Source organism: Stenotrophomonas sp. AS012628 (assembly GCF_010608305.1).
Taxonomy (GTDB): Bacteria; Pseudomonadota; Gammaproteobacteria; order Xanthomonadales; family Xanthomonadaceae; genus Stenotrophomonas; species Stenotrophomonas geniculata.
On the sequence record NZ_VMBJ01000005.1, the window covers coordinates 1 to 19,762 of the forward strand.

Genomic DNA, 19,762 nt, shown 5'->3' on the forward strand with positions numbered 1-19,762 from the left:
GCGGCCGCCACCCTGAAGGCCATCCTGCGCACCTACCCGTGGCAGCTCACCGGCACGTTCTCGCTGGTGGCACTGGAGAACACACTGCTGCTGGCCTATCCGTTGTTCGCCGGCTTCGCGGTGGACGCGATCATCAGCGGCAACATCGGCCATGCCGTCTCCTATGCCGGCGTGGTACTGATGTTCTGGTTGGTCGGTGCCGCCCGTCGAGCGGTCGATACGCGCACTTTCACCCGCATCTATGCCGATCTGGCAGTGAGCGTGGTGCAGGCGCAGCGCCGGCTGGGCCAGGCCACGTCCACCTCGGCGGCGCGCGTGGTGCTGGCCCGCGAGTTCGTCGACTTCTTTGAGAAGCACGTGCCGATCATCGCCACCGCACTGGCATCGATGTTCGGTGCGGTGGCCATGCTGCTGGCGATCGAGCCGATGGTCGGTGCCGCTGGCCTGGTCACCCTGCTCGGCGCCCTGCTGGTGCTGCCCTCGTTCGCACGCCGCAACGAGCAGCTGCATGGCCGCCTGAACAACCGCCTGGAACACGAAATCCGGCTGGTCGACCGGGTCAGTCCCTCGGTGCTGCGCCGCCACTACACCACCCTGTCGCGCCTGCGCATCCTGTTGTCAGACCGCGAGGCCGGCGCCTACGTGGTGATCGGACTGGCTGCCGCGGCATCGTTCGCGCTGACCATCGGCCGCCTCGCCACCACTGAGGGTGTCACGCCGGGCCACGTCTACGCGGTGATGACCTATCTGTGGACCTTCGTCGGCAGCCTGGACGATGCGCCGTCGATGGTGGACCAGCTTGCACGGCTGAAGGACATCGGCCGGCGAGTCAGCCCCGGGATGGACGACACGGAGCACAAGGACGCTGCTTGACCGGTAGATGCCCACCTTGGTGGGCAACGGTGTATCGCGGCGCCAACCAAGGTTGGCGACTACCGGGAGCGATAGCTACCAATGCGCCGCTCGGCGCTACAGGAACTCCGCCATGCGCTGCAGCTCGTCTTCCAACGCGCCACGAAACACCCTGTCGCGGGCCAGCGACTTGCCGGCATAGCCCACACTCGATGCCAACTCACCGTCGCGCACGCTGAGATTGGCCCAGCCCACCACCTGGTCGTGCCACAACACCGGCAGCGCGTAGTAGCCATACTGGCGCTTCGGTGCAGGCGTGTAGGCCTCGAACTTGTACACCCATCCCCACAGCAGGTCGAAGCGGCGGCGGTCCCACACCACCGGGTCGAACGGCGCCAGCAGGCGCACCTGTTCGTCCGGTGCATGGCGGCGCGAGCGCGGATTCTCGTCCACCGGCCAGTACCAGGTGGTGCCCTCCAGCGTGCAGCTGGCCAGTTGTTGCTTGGCCAACGCCAACGCCTGCCGGGTCTGCTCGGCCAGATGTGGGGCGCCATAGCCCAGCAGGCGCACCAGATAGGTCAGGCTGGCCGAGGGCAGCGGCGCGTACTTGCGCACCACCAGATCGATCAGGGCGGCGGCCCGTTCAACCTGCGCCTGCTCGCTGGCGTCCGGCTCGGCGTGCTCGGCCACTGCATAGATGCGGGTGCCACTGTCGCGCCGCTGCACCCGCAGCAGGCCACGGTAGTGCATGCCGTCAAGCAGATGCGTGCTTGCGTTGCTGGTGCCGCCCCAGTAATTGGTCACCCGCCCATGCGCGAACGCCTGGTCCACCTCACGCGGGTGCACGCTGCCGCGCTCGCGCACGAAGGCCAGTACGTCGGCCGCGCGGCGATGGGTCTCGGCGTCCCATTCGCGCTTGGACACGCGCGGGTGCATCAGTGCCAGATGCTCGCGCGGCAGGAAGCCGTAGTTCACCAGGCAATCCTCTTCCACCGGCAGGCGCGTGTAGCGCCGCTCAAGATCGCCTGCGCGGTAGTCCTTCACCCGGTGGCGCAGGGTCAGGTCCTGTGCGCGCGCCGGTGCCCTGATCGGGTCGGCCTGCACGAAGCCCAGCCGTCGTATCGCGGTCAGCAGCGTAGTCGGCTTGAACAGGGTGCGCGCCACCGCGTAGCGGCGAAGATCATCGAGAGTAGGCGTGGCAGGCATGGCCGCATTGTATTCTCGACACCACGCGATCCGTCCAGTAGAGCCAGGCCATGCCTGGCTGGCGTCAGGGTGAAAGGCCAGGATCGTTCACGCATGGCGTGCATCTACCGAAGCCGCGATACCTCCAGCGAACCGATCACCAGCGCCCGCATGCCCTGCTTGAACTCGGTGATCACCTGTCCTTCCTCGTCGTCCGCAATCGCATAGATCGTATCGGCGCCGGCGATGCAATAGAACGCGATCGTGGCCAGCAGCCAGCGCGCCTTGTCCACCGGCAGGCCGAACACATCAGCCACGTGTGCCTGGTGCGAGGCGATCTTTTCCAGCATCGGCGCGGTCGCCACCGTGCGCCGCAACAGGTACGGTGGCAGCCCGGGATGCGCCTTCACCACCTCGCACAGTGACTCCACGAACCGCATCAGGTAGGCCTCCAGCCCACCCGGTGCGTCGACCGACGCGCGCGGAATCTGCCAGCGCTGGAACACCGCCTCGGCCACCAGGCGTTTCAACGCCTCCAGGTTGGCCACGCGCTTGTACAGCGCCGCCTGGGTCACCGCCAGTTCGGCGGCCACGTTGGCCATGGTCAGGTTGGGTAGGCCCAGGCGGATGCCGATGTCGGCCAGGCGCTCCGGGGTGATGGTGGGCGGGCGGCCACGGGGCGGCGCCGTTGGATCGGAGTGAGGGCTCATACGGTGCGTGCTCATACCCTGCTGAGGGTGCCAGCAAAGGGACCCTCTTGTCCGCTTCGATTGATTTAGTTTAATTTACTCAACTAATTCGGAATGCGTCCAGCACGCTGCCCGTAGTCGAGCCCATGGCTCACCTTCCGCCAGGTCCCCACCCAGCCAACAACCCTGCGCTGCGCCCTCTCCCCGTGCTTGCCGTCGGCAGCGCGCCAGGCGCGCTCGCGCCTGCGATTCACAGGAATCTGGCATGACCGTGTACAACTTCTCTTCTCTGCAGCATCGCGCTGCCGCCGCATCTTCCGGCCCGATGCATCCACCAGGCATCGCCCGGCGCTACCGGATGTCGGCCCTCGCGCTAGGGCTGCTGGCCTCGTTTGCCGCGCTGGCCGACTCCGCGCCGTCCACCCTGCCCTCGGTGCAGGTGCAGGAACAGCGCCGGGTCACTGCAGACTATGCGGGCGGGCAAGTGGCCGCTGGCAGCCGCGTCGGCCTGCTCGGCGACAAGGACTTCATGGACACGCCGTTCAATACGGTCAGCTACACCGAGTCCTTCATCCGCGACCGCCAGGCCAAGGACCTCACCGACGTCATCGCCGCCACCGACCCCACGGTGTTCAGCAACGGCGTCACCGGTTCGTGGAGCGAGAACTACGCGATCCGAGGCTTTGCCTCCAACACCAGCGACACCACCTTCAATGGCCTCAGCGGCATGGCGCCGTACTACCGCACTTCGCCGGAAATGTTCGAACGCATCGAGGTGCTGAAAGGCCCCTCCGCGCTGCTCAACGGCATGCCGCCGGGCGGCTCGGTCGGTGGCAGCGTCAACCTGGTCCCCAAGCGTGCCGGCGATCAACCGCTGCTGCGGGTCAGTGCCAACTTCGCCTCCGATGCGCAGTTTGGCGCCCATGTGGATGCGGGGCGTCGCCTGGGCGCGGACAAGCAGTTCGGCATCCGCTTCAACGGCGCGTACCGTGATGGTGATGGCGCGGTCGGCAAGCAGAGCAAGAAGGTGCAGCTCGGCGCACTGGCAGTGGACTGGCGCGGCGAACGTGCGCGGCTGTCGGCCGATCTGTACAGCGCCGATGACCGCGTGGACGGCCCGGCACGCGGCGTCGGTCTGGCACCGGGCGTGGCCATTCCGCGGCCGCCGCGTGGCGATACGCTGATCAACCCGGACTGGGCCTACGTGGACAGCCAGGACAAGGGCGCGATGCTGCGGGGCGAGCTGGACATCAATGACACCCTGATGGCCTACCTGGCCTACGGCACCAGCAAGACCGACTACCGCTACAATGGTTCGATCAGCGCGCAGATCCTCAATCCAGCCGGCGACTTCACCACAGTGATCGGCCAGCTCGCCTTCGATATCAAGAAGCAGTCCGCAGATGCCGGCCTGCGCGGCTCGTTCCACACCGGCAGCATCGGCCATCAGTGGGCCGCCAACGTGACCCACTACCAGCACACCCAGAACGATTACGGGCGCCGCAGCGTGCCGGGCTGGGACTGGACCACCAATCTGTACAACCCGGCATGGGGCCCGGCGGCACCGTTCGTAGCGCCGCACATCTCGCACACCGAGCTGCGGCTGGACAGCCTCGGTTTCGCCGACACCCTCGCCTTCGCCGATGACCGCGTGCAGCTGACCCTGGGCGTGCGCCGCCAGCAGGTGGTCAGTGAGACCTTCAATGTCGCCAGCGGTGCGCGCACCTCGCGCTACGACGAGAGCGCCAACACGCCGGCAGCGGCGCTGCTGGTGAAGGCCACCGGAAGGGTCTCCATCTACACCAACTACATCGAAGGCCTCAGCCAGGGCGCCACCGCGCCGATGACCGCTGCCAATGCCGGTGATGTGTTCGCACCGTTCCGCACCAGGCAGAAGGAGCTGGGCCTGAAGCTGGACCTGGGCAGCTTCGCGCACACCTTCAGTGTGTATGAAATCAAGCGGCCCAGCAGCTACACCGACCCGGTCACGAATATCTTCTCGTTCGGTGGCGAGCAACGAAATCGCGGCGTGGAATGGGGCTTCTTCGGCACGCCACTGGATGGCGTGCGCCTGCTCGGTGGCGTGGCCTACGTGCAGCCGAAACTGACCCGCACGGCCGGTGGCGTGAATGAGGGACGCATCGCCACCGCCGTAGCGCAACGGCAGGCCAAGCTGGGGGTGGAATGGGATGTACCGACCTTGCAGGGCCTGACCTTGACCGGCAATGCCACGGCGATGTCGAAGCAGTACATCAGTGCCGACAACAGCCTGTCGGTGCCGGGCCGCACGTTGTTCGATGTCGGGGCGCGCTACAGCACCACCGTGGCGGGTCGACCGCTTGCGCTGAGAGCCAGTGTGAACAACGTGACCAACAAGGCGTATTGGGGCATGCCGTTGCTTTCCAGTCTAGCGCTGGGAGCGCCGAGAACGGTGCTGGTGTCGGCGACGATGGACTTCTGAGGCAGGCGCCTCCACGCCAGACATGCATCACCTGTGGAGTCGAGCCATGCTCGGCTCGCTTTGCCGGTCACGCATGGCGTGGATTTCCCAGAACGTGTAGAGCTGAGCCATGCTCGGCTCCGGCTCGCCCGCTGAGTCGGGCATGGCTCGACTCTACACACGCCGATGGCGGCATGCTTCACCCCCACCTGCGACGCGCATTCCTTGACCGCATCCGGCATTCAAGACACTCGACATGCCAGTTCCGAAATTACACAAGCAGATGGGCAACCAACGCCAGCACCGCCAGATGCCCCACGTAATACCCGTAGAACGCCCACCGACAGCGCGGCAGCTGCCACGGCACCCGCGCCGCCAGCAGCACTACCGGAATGGCCAGCAGTGCCCAGCCGTTGTGGTTGGCCCAGCACACCGCTGCAAGCGCAACCAGCAACAGCCACCACGCCCGGTGCCGGAACGCGATCCAGGCCAGCAGCACGCTGCCAACCCCGGCCCACTGATAGTCCACGAACATCGGCAGCACGCCGGCAGCCAGCAACAGCTGCACCGGCCGATTGTTCGCCAGCGCATGTACGGCTACTGCTGCAAATGTAAAGGTGAGCAGGATGTTGAGCGGCAGCCAGGAACCAAACGCGAATGCGTGCAATGGCTGTGCGATCAGCCCCCACAGCGCGAGCCGGCGCATCGACTTGCGCAGGTCGGCCCCGGGCTGGGCGAGATTGCAGGCCATCACCAGCGCGAACAGCGGGAAGGCGATGCGCCCCAGTTCGCTGACCACCGGCACGTAGCCGCCGAAGACCACCCTGGCCACGTGGTCACCCGTCATGGCCAGCAGTGCGATCCACTTCAGCAGCTCGCGCGCGCCGCTGCGGAGGGTGAAGTTGAAGGTTGACATCCCGGTCGTGGTCGCTTGCATCGCGGAAGCTTATGCGCATCGGCCAGCCCATTTCCAGCGCCGCGCAGGAGCACGACGCTGCAGGCAGCAGGCGGGGGCGCTATGCTGGCCGCCCCTGCTTGTGAGACGTCCGCCGTGCGAACCCTATACCCCGCCATCGAGCCGTACCGCGAGTTCACCCTGAAGGTGAGCGATCTGCACACGCTGCACATCGAAGAGTGCGGCACGCCAGAGGGCATTCCGGTGGTGTACCTGCACGGCGGCCCGGGTGCTGGCATCTCGCCCACCCACCGCCGCTTCTTCGATCCGGCGCGGTACCGCATCGTGCTGATCGACCAGCGCGGCAGCGGCCGCTCCACACCGTTCGGCGAACTGCGCGACAACACCACGCAGGATCTGGTGGCCGATATCGAGAAGGTGCGTGAGCACCTGGGCATCGAGCGTTGGCTGGTCTACGGCGGCTCATGGGGTTCGACGTTGTCGCTGGCCTATGCGCAGGCGCATCCCGAACGCGCCACCGGCCTGATCGTGCGTGGCGTGTTCCTCGGCCGCGAGATCGAGAACCGCTGGTTCGCCGAGGCCAACGGCGGTGCGCGCTGGATCTTCCCGGAACGCTGGGAACGCTATGAGGCCTACATACCGGAAGCCGAGCGTGGCGACATGATCGCGGCCTACTGGACGCGCATGGATGGCCCGGATGAAGCGACCCGCATCGAAGCCGCGCAGGCTTGGCTGGGCTGGGAAGACAACGCCGCCACCCTGCAGCACGACGTGGATGCGCAATCCACCGATGACCCGCTGGACACATTGGCAAAGGCCCGCATTGAAGCGCATTACTTCCGCAACAACATCTTCCTGGAGCCGGACCAGCTGCTGCGCGATATCGATCGCATCCGCCACCTGCCCTGCGTGATCGTGCAGGGGCGCTACGACATCATCTGCCCGCCGCGCAGTGCGTGGGATCTGGCCAAGGCCTGGCCGGAAGCCCGGCTGCAGATGGTGACCTCCGGCCACAGCGCGAACGAGCCGGCCACGGTGGATGCGCTGGTGCGGGCGACGGACGCCTTTGCCGACCGTTTCTGAGCAGATGGTAGTGCCGGCCGCTGGCCGGCCTCCCACCGTTCGAGGGTAGCGTCGACTCCGCGTGATCGCTGCTGCGCGGCCAGGTGAATGGCGACCCACCGGCAACGGTCCACGGCCCCATTCTTCGCAGCCCGCTTACAGCTCCGCGCAGAAGATCCGGCGGTGACCACCGCACGGGTGGTTCGCCCTTTCCCCAGGAGCACGCCATGACCGGTTATCGCTGCCTTCCCATCGCTCTCTCGCTATCTGCGGGCCTGCTGCTGGGCGCCTGTTCCAATCCCCAGGAGGCCAGCAAGGCCACCGCCGCCGAGGACGTGACAGAAGTAAGGCTCATCCCTGCCTACGAATCGCTGGACAAGGACAAGGACGGCATCGTCACGCTGGCCGAGGTGGATGCCGTGGCACCGGACTGGGCCGAACGACTGCACGCCTGCGACACCGACCGCAACAAGACGCTGAGCCGCGGCGAGTACGACGTATGCAAGCAGACCAGCGCTTCGCATTGATCCATCATTGAGCCCTCGACTGGCGCTGCGCATGCCGGCTATACCAAGGTATAGCCGGGCTAACCCACGAGCCTCTAGGCCCGTCCCATTCAGGGGCGGACAATAGCGCCACTGGCCAGGGCAATCCTGGCCGGCACCCTCCCCTCATGGAGACGCAGATGGACCCCGACCCTGCCGGGCGCACCGCGCCCCGGATGACCGCTTGTTGCCTGTTCCTGGCGCCTGCCCGCCGGCCCCTGCCTGCCTGAGTGACGGGGGGCCGCCAGGCGCCGTTTGCCTGGAGAGCACCCCCATGTCCTACAAGATCCTCTACATCACCCTGCGCCGCCTGATCGGCGAGCGCGATGTTGCCGCGCTGCGCAGCCAGCTGCTGCAGCACGGCCCCGTGATGTTTGCCCGTTCGCTGTCACTCGGTTCGCCACGCGTGGTGGCCGACGCCTTGTCGCTGCTGCCGATCAGCGAGCGCATCACCGTGCTGCGTCATCTGCCCTATCCGCTGCGTGATGCGATGAAGCCGCTGTGCATCGGCGGCAGCCAGCGCCTGCACATGCAGCCGTGGTCGCCGGCGGTGCTGGCGATGCGCCACGCCTGATCGGTTGCATCCGTTCCGTTCGTGTTCCGGCCCCGGCCGGCTCTGACATTCGAGGAGAGTCCCATGAGCCTGCTCAACGCCTGGTTCAATGCCTTCCTGCGCAGCCGTCGCGCAGGCAACCTGTTCCGCCGCCGTGCGATGCCCGAAGCCGGGTTTGGCCCGGGCAGCGCCGACGCGGCACCGTTCGCGCTCACCACCGGCCTGGTCACCCTGGCCCAGCAGGAGGAAGCCGAGCTGCTGGCCACGCTGGGGTCGCATGCCGATGGCCTCAGCCCGCATGAGGCCGAGGACCGGCTGGCGACGCTCGGCCCCAACGAGGTGGATCACGAAAAGCCGCTGCCGTGGTGGCGGCACCTTTGGCAGTGCTACCGCAATCCGTTCAACCTGCTGCTGACCGTGCTGGCGGCGGTGTCCTGGCTGACCGAGGACATCAAGGCCACCATGGTGATCGGTGCGATGGTGCTGCTGTCCACGCTGATCCGCTTCGTGCAGGAGGGCCGCTCGAACCGTGCAGCCGAGCGGCTGAAGGCGTTGGTCGGCAATACCGCGCGCGTGCTGCGCCGCAATCCCGGTACCGAGGCCGCCGATGTGGCCGACCAGTACTTCGGTGCGCACCTGCACAGCCGGCGCCCGGCGCGCCTGCTGGACCTGCCGATCCGCGAACTGGTGCCCGGCGACCACATCGTGCTGTCGGCCGGCGACATGATTCCGGCCGACTGCCGCGTGCTGACTGCCAAGGACCTGTTCGTGGCACAGGCCGCGATGACCGGCGAGTCGCTGCCGGTGGAGAAGTTCGCGCACCCGGGCGACGGCCTGGCTGGCCTGCTGGAACAGCATAACCTGCTGTTCATGGGCACCAATGTGGTGTCCGGCACTGCCACCGCCGTTGTGCTGGCCACCGGCAACCGCACCTATTTCGGCACGCTGGCCCTGCGCAGCACCGCCACCGACCGTGCGCCGACCGCGTTCCAGGCCGGCGTCAACAGTGTCAGCTGGCTGCTGATCCGCTTCGCGCTGGTGATGGTGCCGTTCGTGCTGCTGATCAACGGCTGGACCAAGGGCGACTGGACCGAGGCGTTCCTGTTCGCGCTGTCGGTGGCGGTGGGCCTGACCCCGGAAATGCTGCCGATGATCGTCACCTCCACCCTGGCCAAGGGCGCGGTGCTGTTGTCGCGGCGCAAGGTCATCGTCAAGCGCCTGGACGCGATCCAGAACTTCGGTGCGATGGAAGTGCTGTGCACCGACAAGACCGGCACCCTCACCCAGGACAGGATCGCGCTGGAGCGGCACACCGATGTGTTCGGCCACGATTCGGAAGACGTGCTGACGTTCGCCTATCTCAACAGCCACTTCCAGACCGGGTTGATCAACCTGCTGGACCGCGCGGTGCTGGAGCACGTGGAGCTGCAGAGCTCGCTGCGGTTGTCGCAGGACTACCACAAGGTGGATGAGATCCCGTTTGACTTCGAGCGCCGCCGCATGTCGGTGGTGGTGTCCGAGCGCGAGGACCATCATGAGCTGATCTGCAAGGGCGCGGTGGAAGAAATGCTGGCGGTGTGCAGCACCGTGCGCGAGAACGGCCAGGACATGCCGCTGGATGAACATCGCCTGGCCCGCGTGCGGCAGACCACCGAAGAGCTGAACGAACAGGGCCTGCGCGTGGTGGCGGTGGCGATGAAAGAGACCGCCGCCAGCCAGACCGCCTACTCACAGGCCGACGAGTGCGGCCTGACCCTGGTCGGCTACGTCGCCTTCCTGGACCCGCCGAAGGAATCGGCAGCGCAGGCGCTGCAGGCGCTGGCCGCGCATGGCGTGGAGGTCAAGGTGTTCACCGGCGACAACGAACTGGTGACCGCCCGCGTCTGCGCGCAGGTGGGGCTGGACGCCGACACCATCCTGACCGGCCCGCAGATCGAGCGCATGGATGACGGCGCGTTGTCGCGGGCACTGCACCACCACCGCGTGTTCGCGCGGCTGACGCCGCTGCACAAGGAACGCCTGGTGCGCGAGCTGCGCGCCCAAGGCAAGGTGGTCGGCTTCCTCGGTGACGGCATCAACGATGCCCCGGCACTGCGTGCGGCCGATATCGGCATCAGCGTGGACAGTGCCGTGGACATCGCCAAGGAGGCGGCTGACATCATCCTGCTGGAAAAGAACCTGATGGTGCTGGAGGAAGGTGTCATCCAGGGCCGGCGCACGTTCAACAACATGCTGAAGTACATCCGCATGACCGCCAGCTCCAACTTCGGCAACGTGTTCTCGGTGCTGGTAGCCTCGGCCTTCCTGCCGTTCCTGCCGATGCTGCCGCTGCAGCTGCTGGTGCAGAACCTGCTGTACGACATCTCGCAGATCGCCATTCCGTTCGACAACGTGGACGAGGAGCTGGTGCGCAAGCCGCTGAAGTGGAACCCAGCGGACATCGGCCGCTTCATGGTGTTCTTCGGGCCGATCAGCTCGATCTTCGACCTGACCTGCTTCGCGCTGATGTGGTACGTGTTCGATGCGCGCACCGCCGGCGACCAGAGCCTGTTCCAGTCCGGCTGGTTCGTGGTCGGCCTGCTGACCCAGACCCTGATCGTGCACATGATCCGTACGCCGAAGGTGCCGTTCCTGCAGAGCATCGCCGCGCCGCCACTGCTGCTGATGACCGGCCTGATCATGTCCATCGGCGTGGCCCTGCCGATGAGCCCGTTGGCCGGTTACTTCAAGCTGCAGGCGCTGCCGGCTGGCTACTGGCCGTTCCTGGTGGCGATCCTGTTCGGCTATGCGGTGCTGACCACCGCGCTGAAGAAGTTCTACATCCGCCGGTACGGCTGGCAGTAAACGCCCGCCGCTTGTCCAGGGAGAAACACAATGGACATCAATCCCAACCTGCCGGCCTTCAACGCCGGCGCGACCTTGAGCTCGCTGATCAGCCTGTCGGTGGCGTTCGTGCTGGGCACGGTCATCGGCCTGGAGCGGCAGCTGCGCCAACGCACCGCCGGCCTGCGCACCAATACGCTGGTAGCGGTGGGCGCGGCAGTGTTCGTCGATCTGGCGGTGCGCTTCCATGACCTGTACGGCGGTCCACCCTCGCCGCTGCATGTGGTGGCCTATGTGATCTCCGGCGTCGGCTTCCTCGGCGCCGGTGCGATCATGAAGGACGGCGCCCAGGTGTCCGGCCTGAACACCGCCGCCACCCTGTGGGGCTCGGCGGCGGTAGGTGCGTGTGCCGGTATCAAGCTGCTGCCCGAGGCGGTGCTGGCGGCAGTGTTCGTGCTGGCCGCCAACACCCTGCTGCGGCCGGTGGTGAACCGCATCCAGCGGCAGCCGCTGCCGGAAGCGTTCAGCGAGGCGACCTATGCGATCAACGTGGTCTGCCAGCGCGAGCAGCAGGCCGAGGTGCTGGACCGGTTGTTGCTGCTGCTTGAGCAGGCGCAGTACCCGGTGCGCGCGGTGGACCAGCGGCCATTCGGCGAGCGTGACGTGGAGATCGAAGCGGTGCTGTATGCCACCACGGTGGATGCCGGTGAGCTCGATGCCGTGCTGGCCACGCTGGCGACCACGCCCGGCGTACTGCAGGGGTTCTGGAACGCCAGCCTGGAGGAGTAGTGCCGGCCGCTGATGGACGCATCCCGCCGGGCATGGCCCGGCGCTACCGTGCACCGCCTTGGTAGGTGCCGACCGTGGTCGGCACAATCCGTCAGGCACCATGACCGCGCACAACCCATGCCGACCAAGGTCGGCATCTACCGAACAGCGCTTTGCTATCCTTTCCACCCACGCCAGGGAGCCATCCCGATGCCATCGCTGTCACCCCGCCGCCCCCTGGTCGTGCTGGCCCTGATCATCGTGATGGCGGCCATCTTCCTGGTCGATACGGTTACCGACTACGCCGTTGCCGCCGCCTGCTTCTACGCTGCCGTCATCCTGGCGGCGTCACGGCGCCTGCCCGCACGCGGTCTCATCCTGCTTGCCGCGGTCTGCATCGCGTTGACCGGCCTCAGTTTCTTCCTGACCCGCTTCGGCACCTACCGCATCGGCCTGGTCAATTCAGCGATCGGCATGCTGGTGATCGGCATCACCACGTATCTGGCATTGAAGATGGAAGCGGCCAAGGCCGCGGTGCAGGATGCGCAGGCCCGCCTGCTGCGGGTTGCCCGCGCCTCCACCGTCGGCGAGCTGACCACCTCCATCGCGCATGAAGTGAATCAGCCGTTGGCGGCCATCGCCAGCAGCGCCGAGGCCAGCCAGCGCTGGTTGGCCCAGGATCCACCGAACCTGGACAAGGCACGTCAGACCATCGCCCGCATCGTCGCCGACGCCCATCGTGCCAGTGACGTGATCGCCCGCATCCGCGGCCTGACCCAGGGCGCTGCACCTGAGCGCCAGGCCTTCGACCTCAACCAGGCCGTGGAGGAAATGCTGGCGCTGTCGCACAGCGAACTGGAGCAGCATGGTGTGACGGTCGCGCTGGTGCTGGGCAGTGACCTGCCCCCTGCCCATGCCGATCGCGTGCAGGTGCAGCAGGTGATCGGCAACCTCATCCTCAACGCCGTCGACGCGATGGCCGGTACGCCCACGGGCGAGCGCAGGCTGTCGCTGCTGACCGCGCATGATGGGCACGGCCACGTCAGCCTGAGCGTGCGCGATCGTGGTATCGGCCTGCCGGCAGAGCAGCCCGACCGCGTGTTCGATGCATTCTGGACCACCAAGTCGAACGGCCTCGGCCTGGGCCTCAGCCTGAGCCGCTCGATGATCGAGGCCAACGGCGGCCATATCCGCGCCGAACGACCAGCAGGCGGCGGTGCCTGCTTCGTCTTCGACCTGCCCATCGCCACGGACGTTCAACATGCGTAAGCCCGCTGCCCCAGCCATTGATCCAGCACCCATCGTCTACGTAATCGACGACGACCCGTCGGTGCGCGCGGCACTGGAAGACCTGCTGGCCTCGATGGGCCTGCAGGTGCGCGCCTTCGCTTCCACCCAGGCGTTCCTCGAACACGAACTGGAAGATGCACCGGCCTGCCTGGTGCTGGACGTGCGCATGCCCGGCCAGAGTGGGCTGGAGTTCCATCGCACGATGGGCAGTCACGGTCTGCAGCTGCCGGTGGTGTTCATCACCGGCCACGGCGACATTGCGATGGGCGTCAACGCGATCAAGGACGGCGCCATCGAGTTCCTGACCAAGCCCTTCCGCGACCAGGAACTGCTGGATGCCATCCACAAGGGCATCGAGATCGACCGCCAGCGCCGCCGCGAGGACGACGTACTCGGCGCGCTCCAGCAGCGCTGGGATTCGCTGAACGCGGGCGAGCGCGAGGTGGTCGATGGCGTGGTACGCGGCCGCCTCAACAAGCAGATCGCCGGCGACCTCGGCGTCAGCGAGATCACGGTGAAGGTGCGCCGTGCGCAGGTGATGCGCAAGATGGGCGCACGCACCCTGGTCGACCTGGTGCGGATGTATGACCGCCTGCAGGCCGGCAGCGCTTGACTCCGGGAACGCTCTATTCCGGCTCCGGCAACACATAGACCAACCGGTAGTCGTGGCGGCCTTCACTGATGGAGATCTCCAGTGTGCCGCTTAGACCGAGCAGTCCTTCACTGCCCGAATCGGGCACCACCACCACGTTCAGCTCCGGCGTTCCCCGAGTCATCAGACCGTTGTGCTGCAAGGTAAAAGCGCCCTGACGCCCAGCCAGCGTGGCCGTTACCCGTTCCATCGCCACATAGCCCGCTGAGCCCTGCACCGGGCTGCGGAATGCCAGCATCTGGCCGACACTGCTGCCCTGCAGGTCACCATGGAAGACCTTGTCGATCGACATCACCCCGATCGGGCCGTCGTTGCCACCGATCGGCAGCAGCTTCACTTCAAAGGTTCCGCGCGCTTCGCCCTGCATCCTGCTCTCCCTCGTCGATAATGCGGCAACGGCGCGTGCGGATCATGCGCGCCGCAGGCGACGCTTCAACTGCGTATCCATCAAGCCCACCGCCAGCAGCACCGCGCTGGTCAGCCAGCCGGCGCCCAGCAGATGGGTGTGCGGCAAAACCACCCCCAACACGACCAACGCCACTGCACCGACCAGATGCGAATACGGGGCGCGCCCGTACACGATGCGCTTGTACAAGGCGCTGCCCAGCAGGTAGATCAACGGTCCGGCAACCAGCACCGTAGCGTAGACCAGGGTCACCGCCGCGCCAGGATGGTCCATGACCAGGTCATTGCCGACCGCGGTGGCGATGATGCCGGCGATCAGCAGCGCATGCACGTAGTGGAAGTTGGCCCCCATCCGCCCGGCGTCCTCGGAATGGGTGATCGCCGCGGTGGCATCGCGGCTGGAGATGCCGAAATACAACCACCACATGGCGATGGTGCCGGCGAAGGTGGCCAGCACCGCCGAGACCACATCGCCGCTCCAGTGCTCGACCTCGCTGAGCACGCCGCCAGTGGCCAGCAACGTTTCACCCAGCGCGACGATGACGAACAACTGGCAACGTTCGGCCAGGTGCCCGCCTTCGATGGTCCACTCGCGGGTGTGCGAACGGCCCAACCCCGGAAACGCGAAGCCGAACATCGGCGAGATGTACTCGCAGGCCACCGCCACCGCCCACAAGGCCAGGCGCAGGTTGCCCTCGGCAGCAGCGCCTGCCAGCCAGAAGCAGGCCGACACGCTCACCCACGCCAGCATGCGGCGGAAATTGGGCGCCAGCGGATGGTTGCGCCCGACCTCCAGCAGCACGAACACCGTGCGCCCGACCTGCATGGTGGCGTAGGCCCCCGCGAAGACCCAGGCGCGTTCAGCGAAGGCCTCGGGAATGGACGAGGACATCAGCAACGCCAGCAGCATGGTGACGAACAGCAGGCTGCGGATGCGTGGCGTCTCCGGATCGAACCAGTTGCTGACCCAGCAGGCGTACTGCCAGCCCAGCCAGACCGCGAACCACAGCACCAGGGTCTGCATCACCCCGACCAGATCCAGGTGATGCAGCAGATGGTGGCTGAGCTGGGTAACCGCAAACACGTAGACGAGGTCGAAGAACAGCTCTTCGTAGGTCACGCGGGCGTGGTGGCCATCGCGCTGGCGCAGGGCAGGCAGTCGCAGTCGTGTGCTCATGGCCGTCCTTCAGCGCGCCAGGCGCCAGTACAGCAGACCGGCCAGCAAGGCCGGCACCGCGAACACCAGCAGCAGGATCGGCAGCTCCTCCCGGACGGCGTAGCCGGCCTTGCTCACGCCCACCCACATGTTGGCCACCGTCACCAGCAGCCAGGTGGCGATGAACGCGATCAGGGCCGTGGGCAGCTGTGACTGGCCTACGCTCCACAGCCGCCCGAAGAGCAGGAACACCCCCAACAACAGCACCCCAGCCACCATCACCAGAAGCACGTGCATGGTCCATCTCCTTGAGCCTGCTGGCAGGCTAGCCGCGGCCGATTCTGCGCTCCAGCCGATGATCGTGGTTTCACTTTCCAGCCTCGCCGAACAATCCCGATCCCCGAACGACATAGCAAACGAGAACGGTTCCCATTAGTATTGCGTCATCGCGCAGGGATGCCCTCCCCGTGCCCGCCCCTTGCCCCTGCTTCCGGTCCGGATGTCCCCACTACCTTCACCACACCCTCCTGCGCTGCCGCTGGTGTCCTCGCTGGTGCGCCACTACGAGGAACTGGTGGAGTACCTGCGCTGCCGTTTCCGGTCGCCAGGGCTGGCCCGTGAAGTGGTGCACGACGTCTGCGTGCGGCTGCTGGAACGCCCCGCCGCCTACGATGCACGGCAACCCATCGCACTGCTGCGGCGCATCGCCCACGATGCGGCGGTGGACCGCTGCCGCGCCGAGGCTCTGCGCCGGCACTGGGTGGAGTCGCGTGCCGAACTGCCCGATGACGCCTGCCCACGCCCAGGCCCCGAGCAGCAGGCGCAGGGACAGCAGGCGTTGCAGCGCCTGAGCGCGACCATCGAGCGCATGCCCTGCCGGCGCCGGCAGGTCTTCATCCTGCACAAGATCCACGCGCTGCCGCAGGCCGACGTCGCGCAGCGCATGGGCATCGGCCTGAAGGCGGTGGAGCGTCACCTGCGGCTGGCCATGGCCGATTGCCGCCAGCAGGGCACGCTGCAATGAGCGATGCACCTGCACCACCGCCGCCACCCGAAGTCCCCAGCACCGACCAGATCCTGGACCAGCATCGGGACGCCCTGAAGCAACGCTTTCCGCTGCCCGACCCGGAAACGCTGCGCCGCCGGGGTGGCGGCGCGAAGCGGGTACTGCCCGTGTTGCTGGTGCTGGCCGGCGCCGTACTCGTGGCCGACCCGGCCTGGCAGGTCCGCGATTACCAGACCGGCGTGGGCGAACGCCGTGAACTCGTCCTGGCCGACGGCAGTCGGGTACAGCTGGATGCAGGCACCCGCGTGCAGGTGCGCCGCCATCTGCGCTCCCGGCAGGTGCTGCTGGAACAAGGGCGGGCACGCTTCGAGGTGCAGCACTCGGCCTGGCGACGCTTCGGGGTGGATGCCGGCCCGGTCCACGTGCGCAATTACGGCACGGTGTTCGACGTCGACCGCCAGGGGGAACTGAGCGAAGTGACACTGTGGCGCGGCGAGGTCGGCGTGCGCGTCGACGAGGGCGGCAGCGAACAGCGGCTGAAGCCAGGGCAGCGCCTGCTGGCCCAGCGCGGTTCGCTGTCACCTCCGGAAGCCATCGATCCAGAGCAGGCGGACTGGACCACCGGACGCCTGCAGTTCGACCGCATGCCACTGAGCGAGGTCCTGCGCATCCTGCAGCGTTATCACGACCGTCCCATCGTGCTGGACGACCCGACACTGGGGCCGCTGCAGGTGTCGGGTGTATTCGACGCCGACCGCGCCGAGACCGTACTCGCGCTGCTGCCCGAGATCCTGCCGGTACAGGTGCACACCACTTCCGATGGCAGCCTGCATCTGCGCGCCCGCGATTGAATGCCACACCGAGGGTGGGTTGCGCGCCGTCCCATCCGGCAAGTGCTTGAACCCTTCCGAAGGACCCCCGCATGACCCGCCCTGTTCCGCCTGCCACCCTGCGCCGGCTGGCCCCCACCCTGCTCGCTGCCTGCCTGTGTGCGGCCCTGCCGGCTACGGCACAGACCGCTGCGTCCGCGCCCGTCGAGCTGCACCTGCCGGCCGGCCCGCTGCAGGTCTCGCTCAGTTCGCTGGCGCGGCAGAGTGGCATCCAGCTGTTGTTCGCCGCCGACAGCGTGAGCGGCCGCAGCGCCCCGGCTGTTGATGGTCGCTACACCCCGCGTGAGGCCCTGCAACGGCTGCTGGCAGGCCAGGGCCTGGCCCTGCAGGAACGTTCGCCGGGTGTGTTCGTGGTGAGTGCCGCGCCAGCGCCGGCGAAGCCGCGCACCCCGGCCCGGGCCGCATCATCGGCGCCGTCATCCGCCACGACGACGTCGCTGGCCCGCGTTACGGTCTCGGCCTCGACCGCGCGCATGCCGCAGGGCGAGACCGCCATGCCCAATACCATCACGGTGCTGACCCGCGAGGACATCGCCCAGCAGCTGGCGCTGGGTTCGGATGTGTCGCGGGTGCTGTCGTCACAGATCCCGGCATTTGCCCCGGCGCGCGAAAAGATGTCCAACTACGGCGAAACCCTGCGTGGCCGCAGCATCCTGTACATGGTCGACGGCGTGCCGCAGTCCACGCCGCTGCGCGATGGCTCGCGTGATTCGCACACCATCGACCCGGCGATGATCGAACGCATCGAGGTCATCCACGGCGCCAACGCGCTGCAGGGCATCGGCGGCACCGGCGGCATCGTCAACATCATCACCCGCAGTGCGCCCAGTGAGCCGGGCGCGTTCCTGCTCGACACCAACGTCAGCTACAGCGCTGCCCTGCCCAGCCGCCACGACGACAATGGCCAGCGCGGCTCGGCCCTGGTGGGCGTGCGCGGCGAGCAGTTCGACCTGGTGGCTGGCCTGGCCTATGAGAAGCAGGGCCTGTACCACGACGGCGAGGGCCGATCGATCGGCACCAACGCGCAGGGCGAGCTGATGGACTCGACCTCATCGAACGTGTTCGCCAAGCTGGGCTGGAACATTGCCGAGGGCCATCGCCTGCAGGTCATGGCCAACCGCTACGAACTGCGCGGGATGGACAACTACCTGGCCATCAACGGTGACTATCGGACCGGTCGCCCGACCATTTCGGTCCCCGGCGATACGCCACTCGATCCGCCGATGAACCGCTCGCGTTCGCTGACGGTGGACTACAGCGCCGCCGACCTGCTCGGTGGCCGTTTTCAGGCGCAGGCCTTCGCGGTGGATTTCGAAGGCCGCTACGGTGCCAGCCAGTGGGACCCGTGGGGCAACACCGGCGCCAACGCCGCCTGGGACCAGACCCAGAACGAATCGGACAAGCGCGGCTTCAAGCTGACCCAGAGCTGGACCCGCGTCGCCGACACCACGCTGGACGTGACCCTGGGCCTGGACGGCCTGCGCGACCGCACCCACCAGGTGCTGCTGGCCAGTGGCATGAACTGGGTGCCGCAGACCACCTACCAGAGCCTGTCACCGCTGCTGCAGCTGCACTGGTGGCCGACCGATCACCTGATGCTGTCCGGCGGCCTGCGTTACGAGAAGGGCGAGCTGGACGTGGGTGACTACACCACCCTGCCCCGCTACGGCGCTCGCAAGGTGGCTGGCGGCAAGCCGACCATGAGCGAGACCCTGCCCAACTTCGGCGCGGTCTGGTACATCAACGATCGCCTCAACGCCTACGCCTCGTATTCGGAAGGCTACACCGTGGCCGACGTCGGCCGCGTGCTGCGCGCGATCAACCGCGACGGACAACGCGTGGACAGCCTCATCGACCTGTCACCGGTGGTGTCGGACAACCGCGAGATCGGCCTGGAGTACGACGATGGCCGCTTCAGCGGCGACATCGCCTACTACACCTCCGAATCCAAGCTCGGCTCGGTACTGATCTACGATCCGGGCATCGATGCCTATGCGGTGCAGCGCCAGGCCACCCGCGTGGAAGGCTTTGAAAGCAACCTGCGCCTGCGGTTGGGCGACAGCCGGCTTGGCCTGGGCTATGCGCGCGCCAACGGCCGCTACGACGCCGACGTTGACGGCCGCCTCGACAGCGACCTGGCTGGTGTGAACATCGCACCGAACCGGCTGACCGCGTTCTGGGAACAGAGCTGGACGCCGCAGCTCAGCACCCGCCTGCAGGCCAGCCATGCCTTCGACCGCGACTTCGACCTGCGTGGCACGCAGGTGGCGGAGTTCAAGGGTTACACCACTCTGGATCTGGTCGCGCGCTATACGCTGGACAAGCATGCCTTCACGCTGGGCGTGCAGAACCTGGCGGACAAGCAGTACATCAGCTACTACTCGCAGACCACGCCATCGAACCCGAGCTATTTCTCCGGCCGCGGCCGGGTGCTGACGCTGGGGTGGCAGTACCGGTACTGATCCATGGCGCCCTTATGGGAGCCATGAAATCTATGCGAGACGCGATGAAGGAGGCCCATGCTAGTTTC

18 protein-coding genes are annotated in these 19,762 nt (G+C 67.0%); 12 read left to right on the forward strand and 6 right to left on the reverse strand.

Going from position 1 to position 19,762, the window contains the following annotated elements; translation table 11 throughout:
• Window positions 1–873: ABC transporter six-transmembrane domain-containing protein (locus G5A07_RS04015; RefSeq protein WP_191862887.1), on the forward strand; the 873-nt coding region annotated here is incomplete at its 5' end.
• Between the two features lie 96 nt (window positions 874–969).
• On the opposite strand, the gene G5A07_RS04020 is transcribed toward G5A07_RS04015, so the two are convergent.
• Both G5A07_RS04020 and G5A07_RS04025 read right to left on the reverse strand, forming a co-directional pair.
• Window positions 970–2,058, reverse strand: a complete 1,089-nt coding sequence (locus G5A07_RS04020) for a crosslink repair DNA glycosylase YcaQ family protein (protein WP_071305271.1) — start codon at window positions 2,056–2,058, stop codon at window positions 970–972.
• Between the two features lie 104 nt (window positions 2,059–2,162).
• Window positions 2,163–2,747, reverse strand: coding sequence for a TetR/AcrR family transcriptional regulator (locus G5A07_RS04025; protein WP_100445843.1), 585 nt, complete (start codon window positions 2,745–2,747; stop codon window positions 2,163–2,165).
• 244 nt (window positions 2,748–2,991) lie between these two features.
• Between G5A07_RS04025 and G5A07_RS04030 the strand changes: the two genes are divergently transcribed.
• Window positions 2,992–5,187 (forward strand): TonB-dependent siderophore receptor, encoded by a 2,196-nt coding sequence (locus G5A07_RS04030; RefSeq protein ID WP_191862888.1) that lies wholly within the window; start codon window positions 2,992–2,994, stop codon window positions 5,185–5,187.
• Window positions 5,188–5,437: 250 nt separating this feature from the next.
• On the opposite strand, the gene G5A07_RS04035 is transcribed toward G5A07_RS04030, so the two are convergent.
• Complete coding sequence (locus G5A07_RS04035; protein WP_191862889.1) at window positions 5,438–6,103, reverse strand: TraX family protein; 666 nt, start codon at window positions 6,101–6,103, stop codon at window positions 5,438–5,440.
• A 114-nt stretch (window positions 6,104–6,217) separates the two neighbouring features.
• Between G5A07_RS04035 and pip the strand changes: the two genes are divergently transcribed.
• The 7 genes from pip (at window position 6,218) to G5A07_RS04070 (ending at window position 13,736) form a co-directional block, all read left to right on the forward strand.
• The gene (gene pip, locus G5A07_RS04040) at window positions 6,218–7,165 is read left to right on the forward strand and encodes a prolyl aminopeptidase (protein ID WP_029550731.1); all 948 of its coding nucleotides are present in this window, start codon (window positions 6,218–6,220) and stop codon (window positions 7,163–7,165) included.
• Between the two features lie 206 nt (window positions 7,166–7,371).
• Entirely contained in the window at window positions 7,372–7,671 is a 300-nt protein-coding gene (locus tag G5A07_RS04045; protein ID WP_019337231.1) for a hypothetical protein, read from the forward strand.
• A gap of 292 nt (window positions 7,672–7,963) precedes the next feature.
• A complete protein-coding gene (locus G5A07_RS04050) occupies window positions 7,964–8,263 on the forward strand; it encodes a hypothetical protein (RefSeq protein WP_005413574.1) in 300 nt (99 codons plus the stop codon).
• A gap of 63 nt (window positions 8,264–8,326) precedes the next feature.
• A complete protein-coding gene (gene mgtA, locus G5A07_RS04055; RefSeq protein WP_191862890.1) occupies window positions 8,327–11,086 on the forward strand; it encodes a magnesium-translocating P-type ATPase in 2,760 nt (919 codons plus the stop codon).
• A gap of 30 nt (window positions 11,087–11,116) precedes the next feature.
• A complete protein-coding gene (locus G5A07_RS04060; protein WP_021202328.1) occupies window positions 11,117–11,854 on the forward strand; it encodes an MgtC/SapB family protein in 738 nt (245 codons plus the stop codon).
• A 189-nt stretch (window positions 11,855–12,043) separates the two neighbouring features.
• On the forward strand, window positions 12,044–13,102 hold the full coding sequence (locus G5A07_RS04065; RefSeq protein WP_049481054.1) for an ATP-binding protein: 1,059 nt from the start codon (window positions 12,044–12,046) through the stop codon (window positions 13,100–13,102).
• On the forward strand, window positions 13,095–13,736 hold the full coding sequence (locus G5A07_RS04070; RefSeq protein WP_191862891.1) for a response regulator: 642 nt from the start codon (window positions 13,095–13,097) through the stop codon (window positions 13,734–13,736). The genes G5A07_RS04065 and G5A07_RS04070 overlap by 8 nt, the downstream gene beginning before the upstream one ends.
• Window positions 13,737–13,749: 13 nt before the next feature.
• On the opposite strand, the gene G5A07_RS04075 is transcribed toward G5A07_RS04070, so the two are convergent.
• From G5A07_RS04075 to G5A07_RS04085, 3 genes are read right to left on the reverse strand one after another with little or no spacing between them, the layout of a single operon-like run.
• Entirely contained in the window at window positions 13,750–14,142 is a 393-nt protein-coding gene (locus G5A07_RS04075; RefSeq protein ID WP_010485465.1) for a DUF3224 domain-containing protein, read from the reverse strand.
• A gap of 42 nt (window positions 14,143–14,184) precedes the next feature.
• Window positions 14,185–15,357, reverse strand: a complete 1,173-nt coding sequence (locus tag G5A07_RS04080; protein ID WP_049481051.1) for a low temperature requirement protein A — start codon at window positions 15,355–15,357, stop codon at window positions 14,185–14,187.
• 9 nt (window positions 15,358–15,366) lie between these two features.
• The gene (locus G5A07_RS04085) at window positions 15,367–15,633 is read right to left on the reverse strand and encodes a hypothetical protein (RefSeq protein ID WP_191862892.1); all 267 of its coding nucleotides are present in this window, start codon (window positions 15,631–15,633) and stop codon (window positions 15,367–15,369) included.
• Between the two features lie 202 nt (window positions 15,634–15,835).
• On the opposite strand from G5A07_RS04085, the gene G5A07_RS04090 reads away from it, so the two are divergent.
• The 3 genes from G5A07_RS04090 to G5A07_RS04100 all read left to right on the forward strand — a co-directional run bounded on the left by G5A07_RS04090 (window position 15,836) and on the right by G5A07_RS04100 (window position 19,694).
• Window positions 15,836–16,360, forward strand: coding sequence for an RNA polymerase sigma factor (locus G5A07_RS04090; RefSeq protein ID WP_191862893.1), 525 nt, complete (start codon window positions 15,836–15,838; stop codon window positions 16,358–16,360).
• Window positions 16,357–17,193 carry a FecR domain-containing protein gene (locus tag G5A07_RS04095; RefSeq protein ID WP_191862894.1) on the forward strand — a complete coding sequence of 279 codons (837 nt, stop codon included), beginning with the start codon at window positions 16,357–16,359 and terminating at the stop codon, window positions 17,191–17,193. The genes G5A07_RS04090 and G5A07_RS04095 overlap by 4 nt, the downstream gene beginning before the upstream one ends.
• Before the next feature lie 71 nt (window positions 17,194–17,264).
• Entirely contained in the window at window positions 17,265–19,694 is a 2,430-nt protein-coding gene (locus G5A07_RS04100) for a TonB-dependent receptor (RefSeq protein WP_191862895.1), read from the forward strand.
• Window positions 19,695–19,762 lie beyond the last annotated feature (68 nt).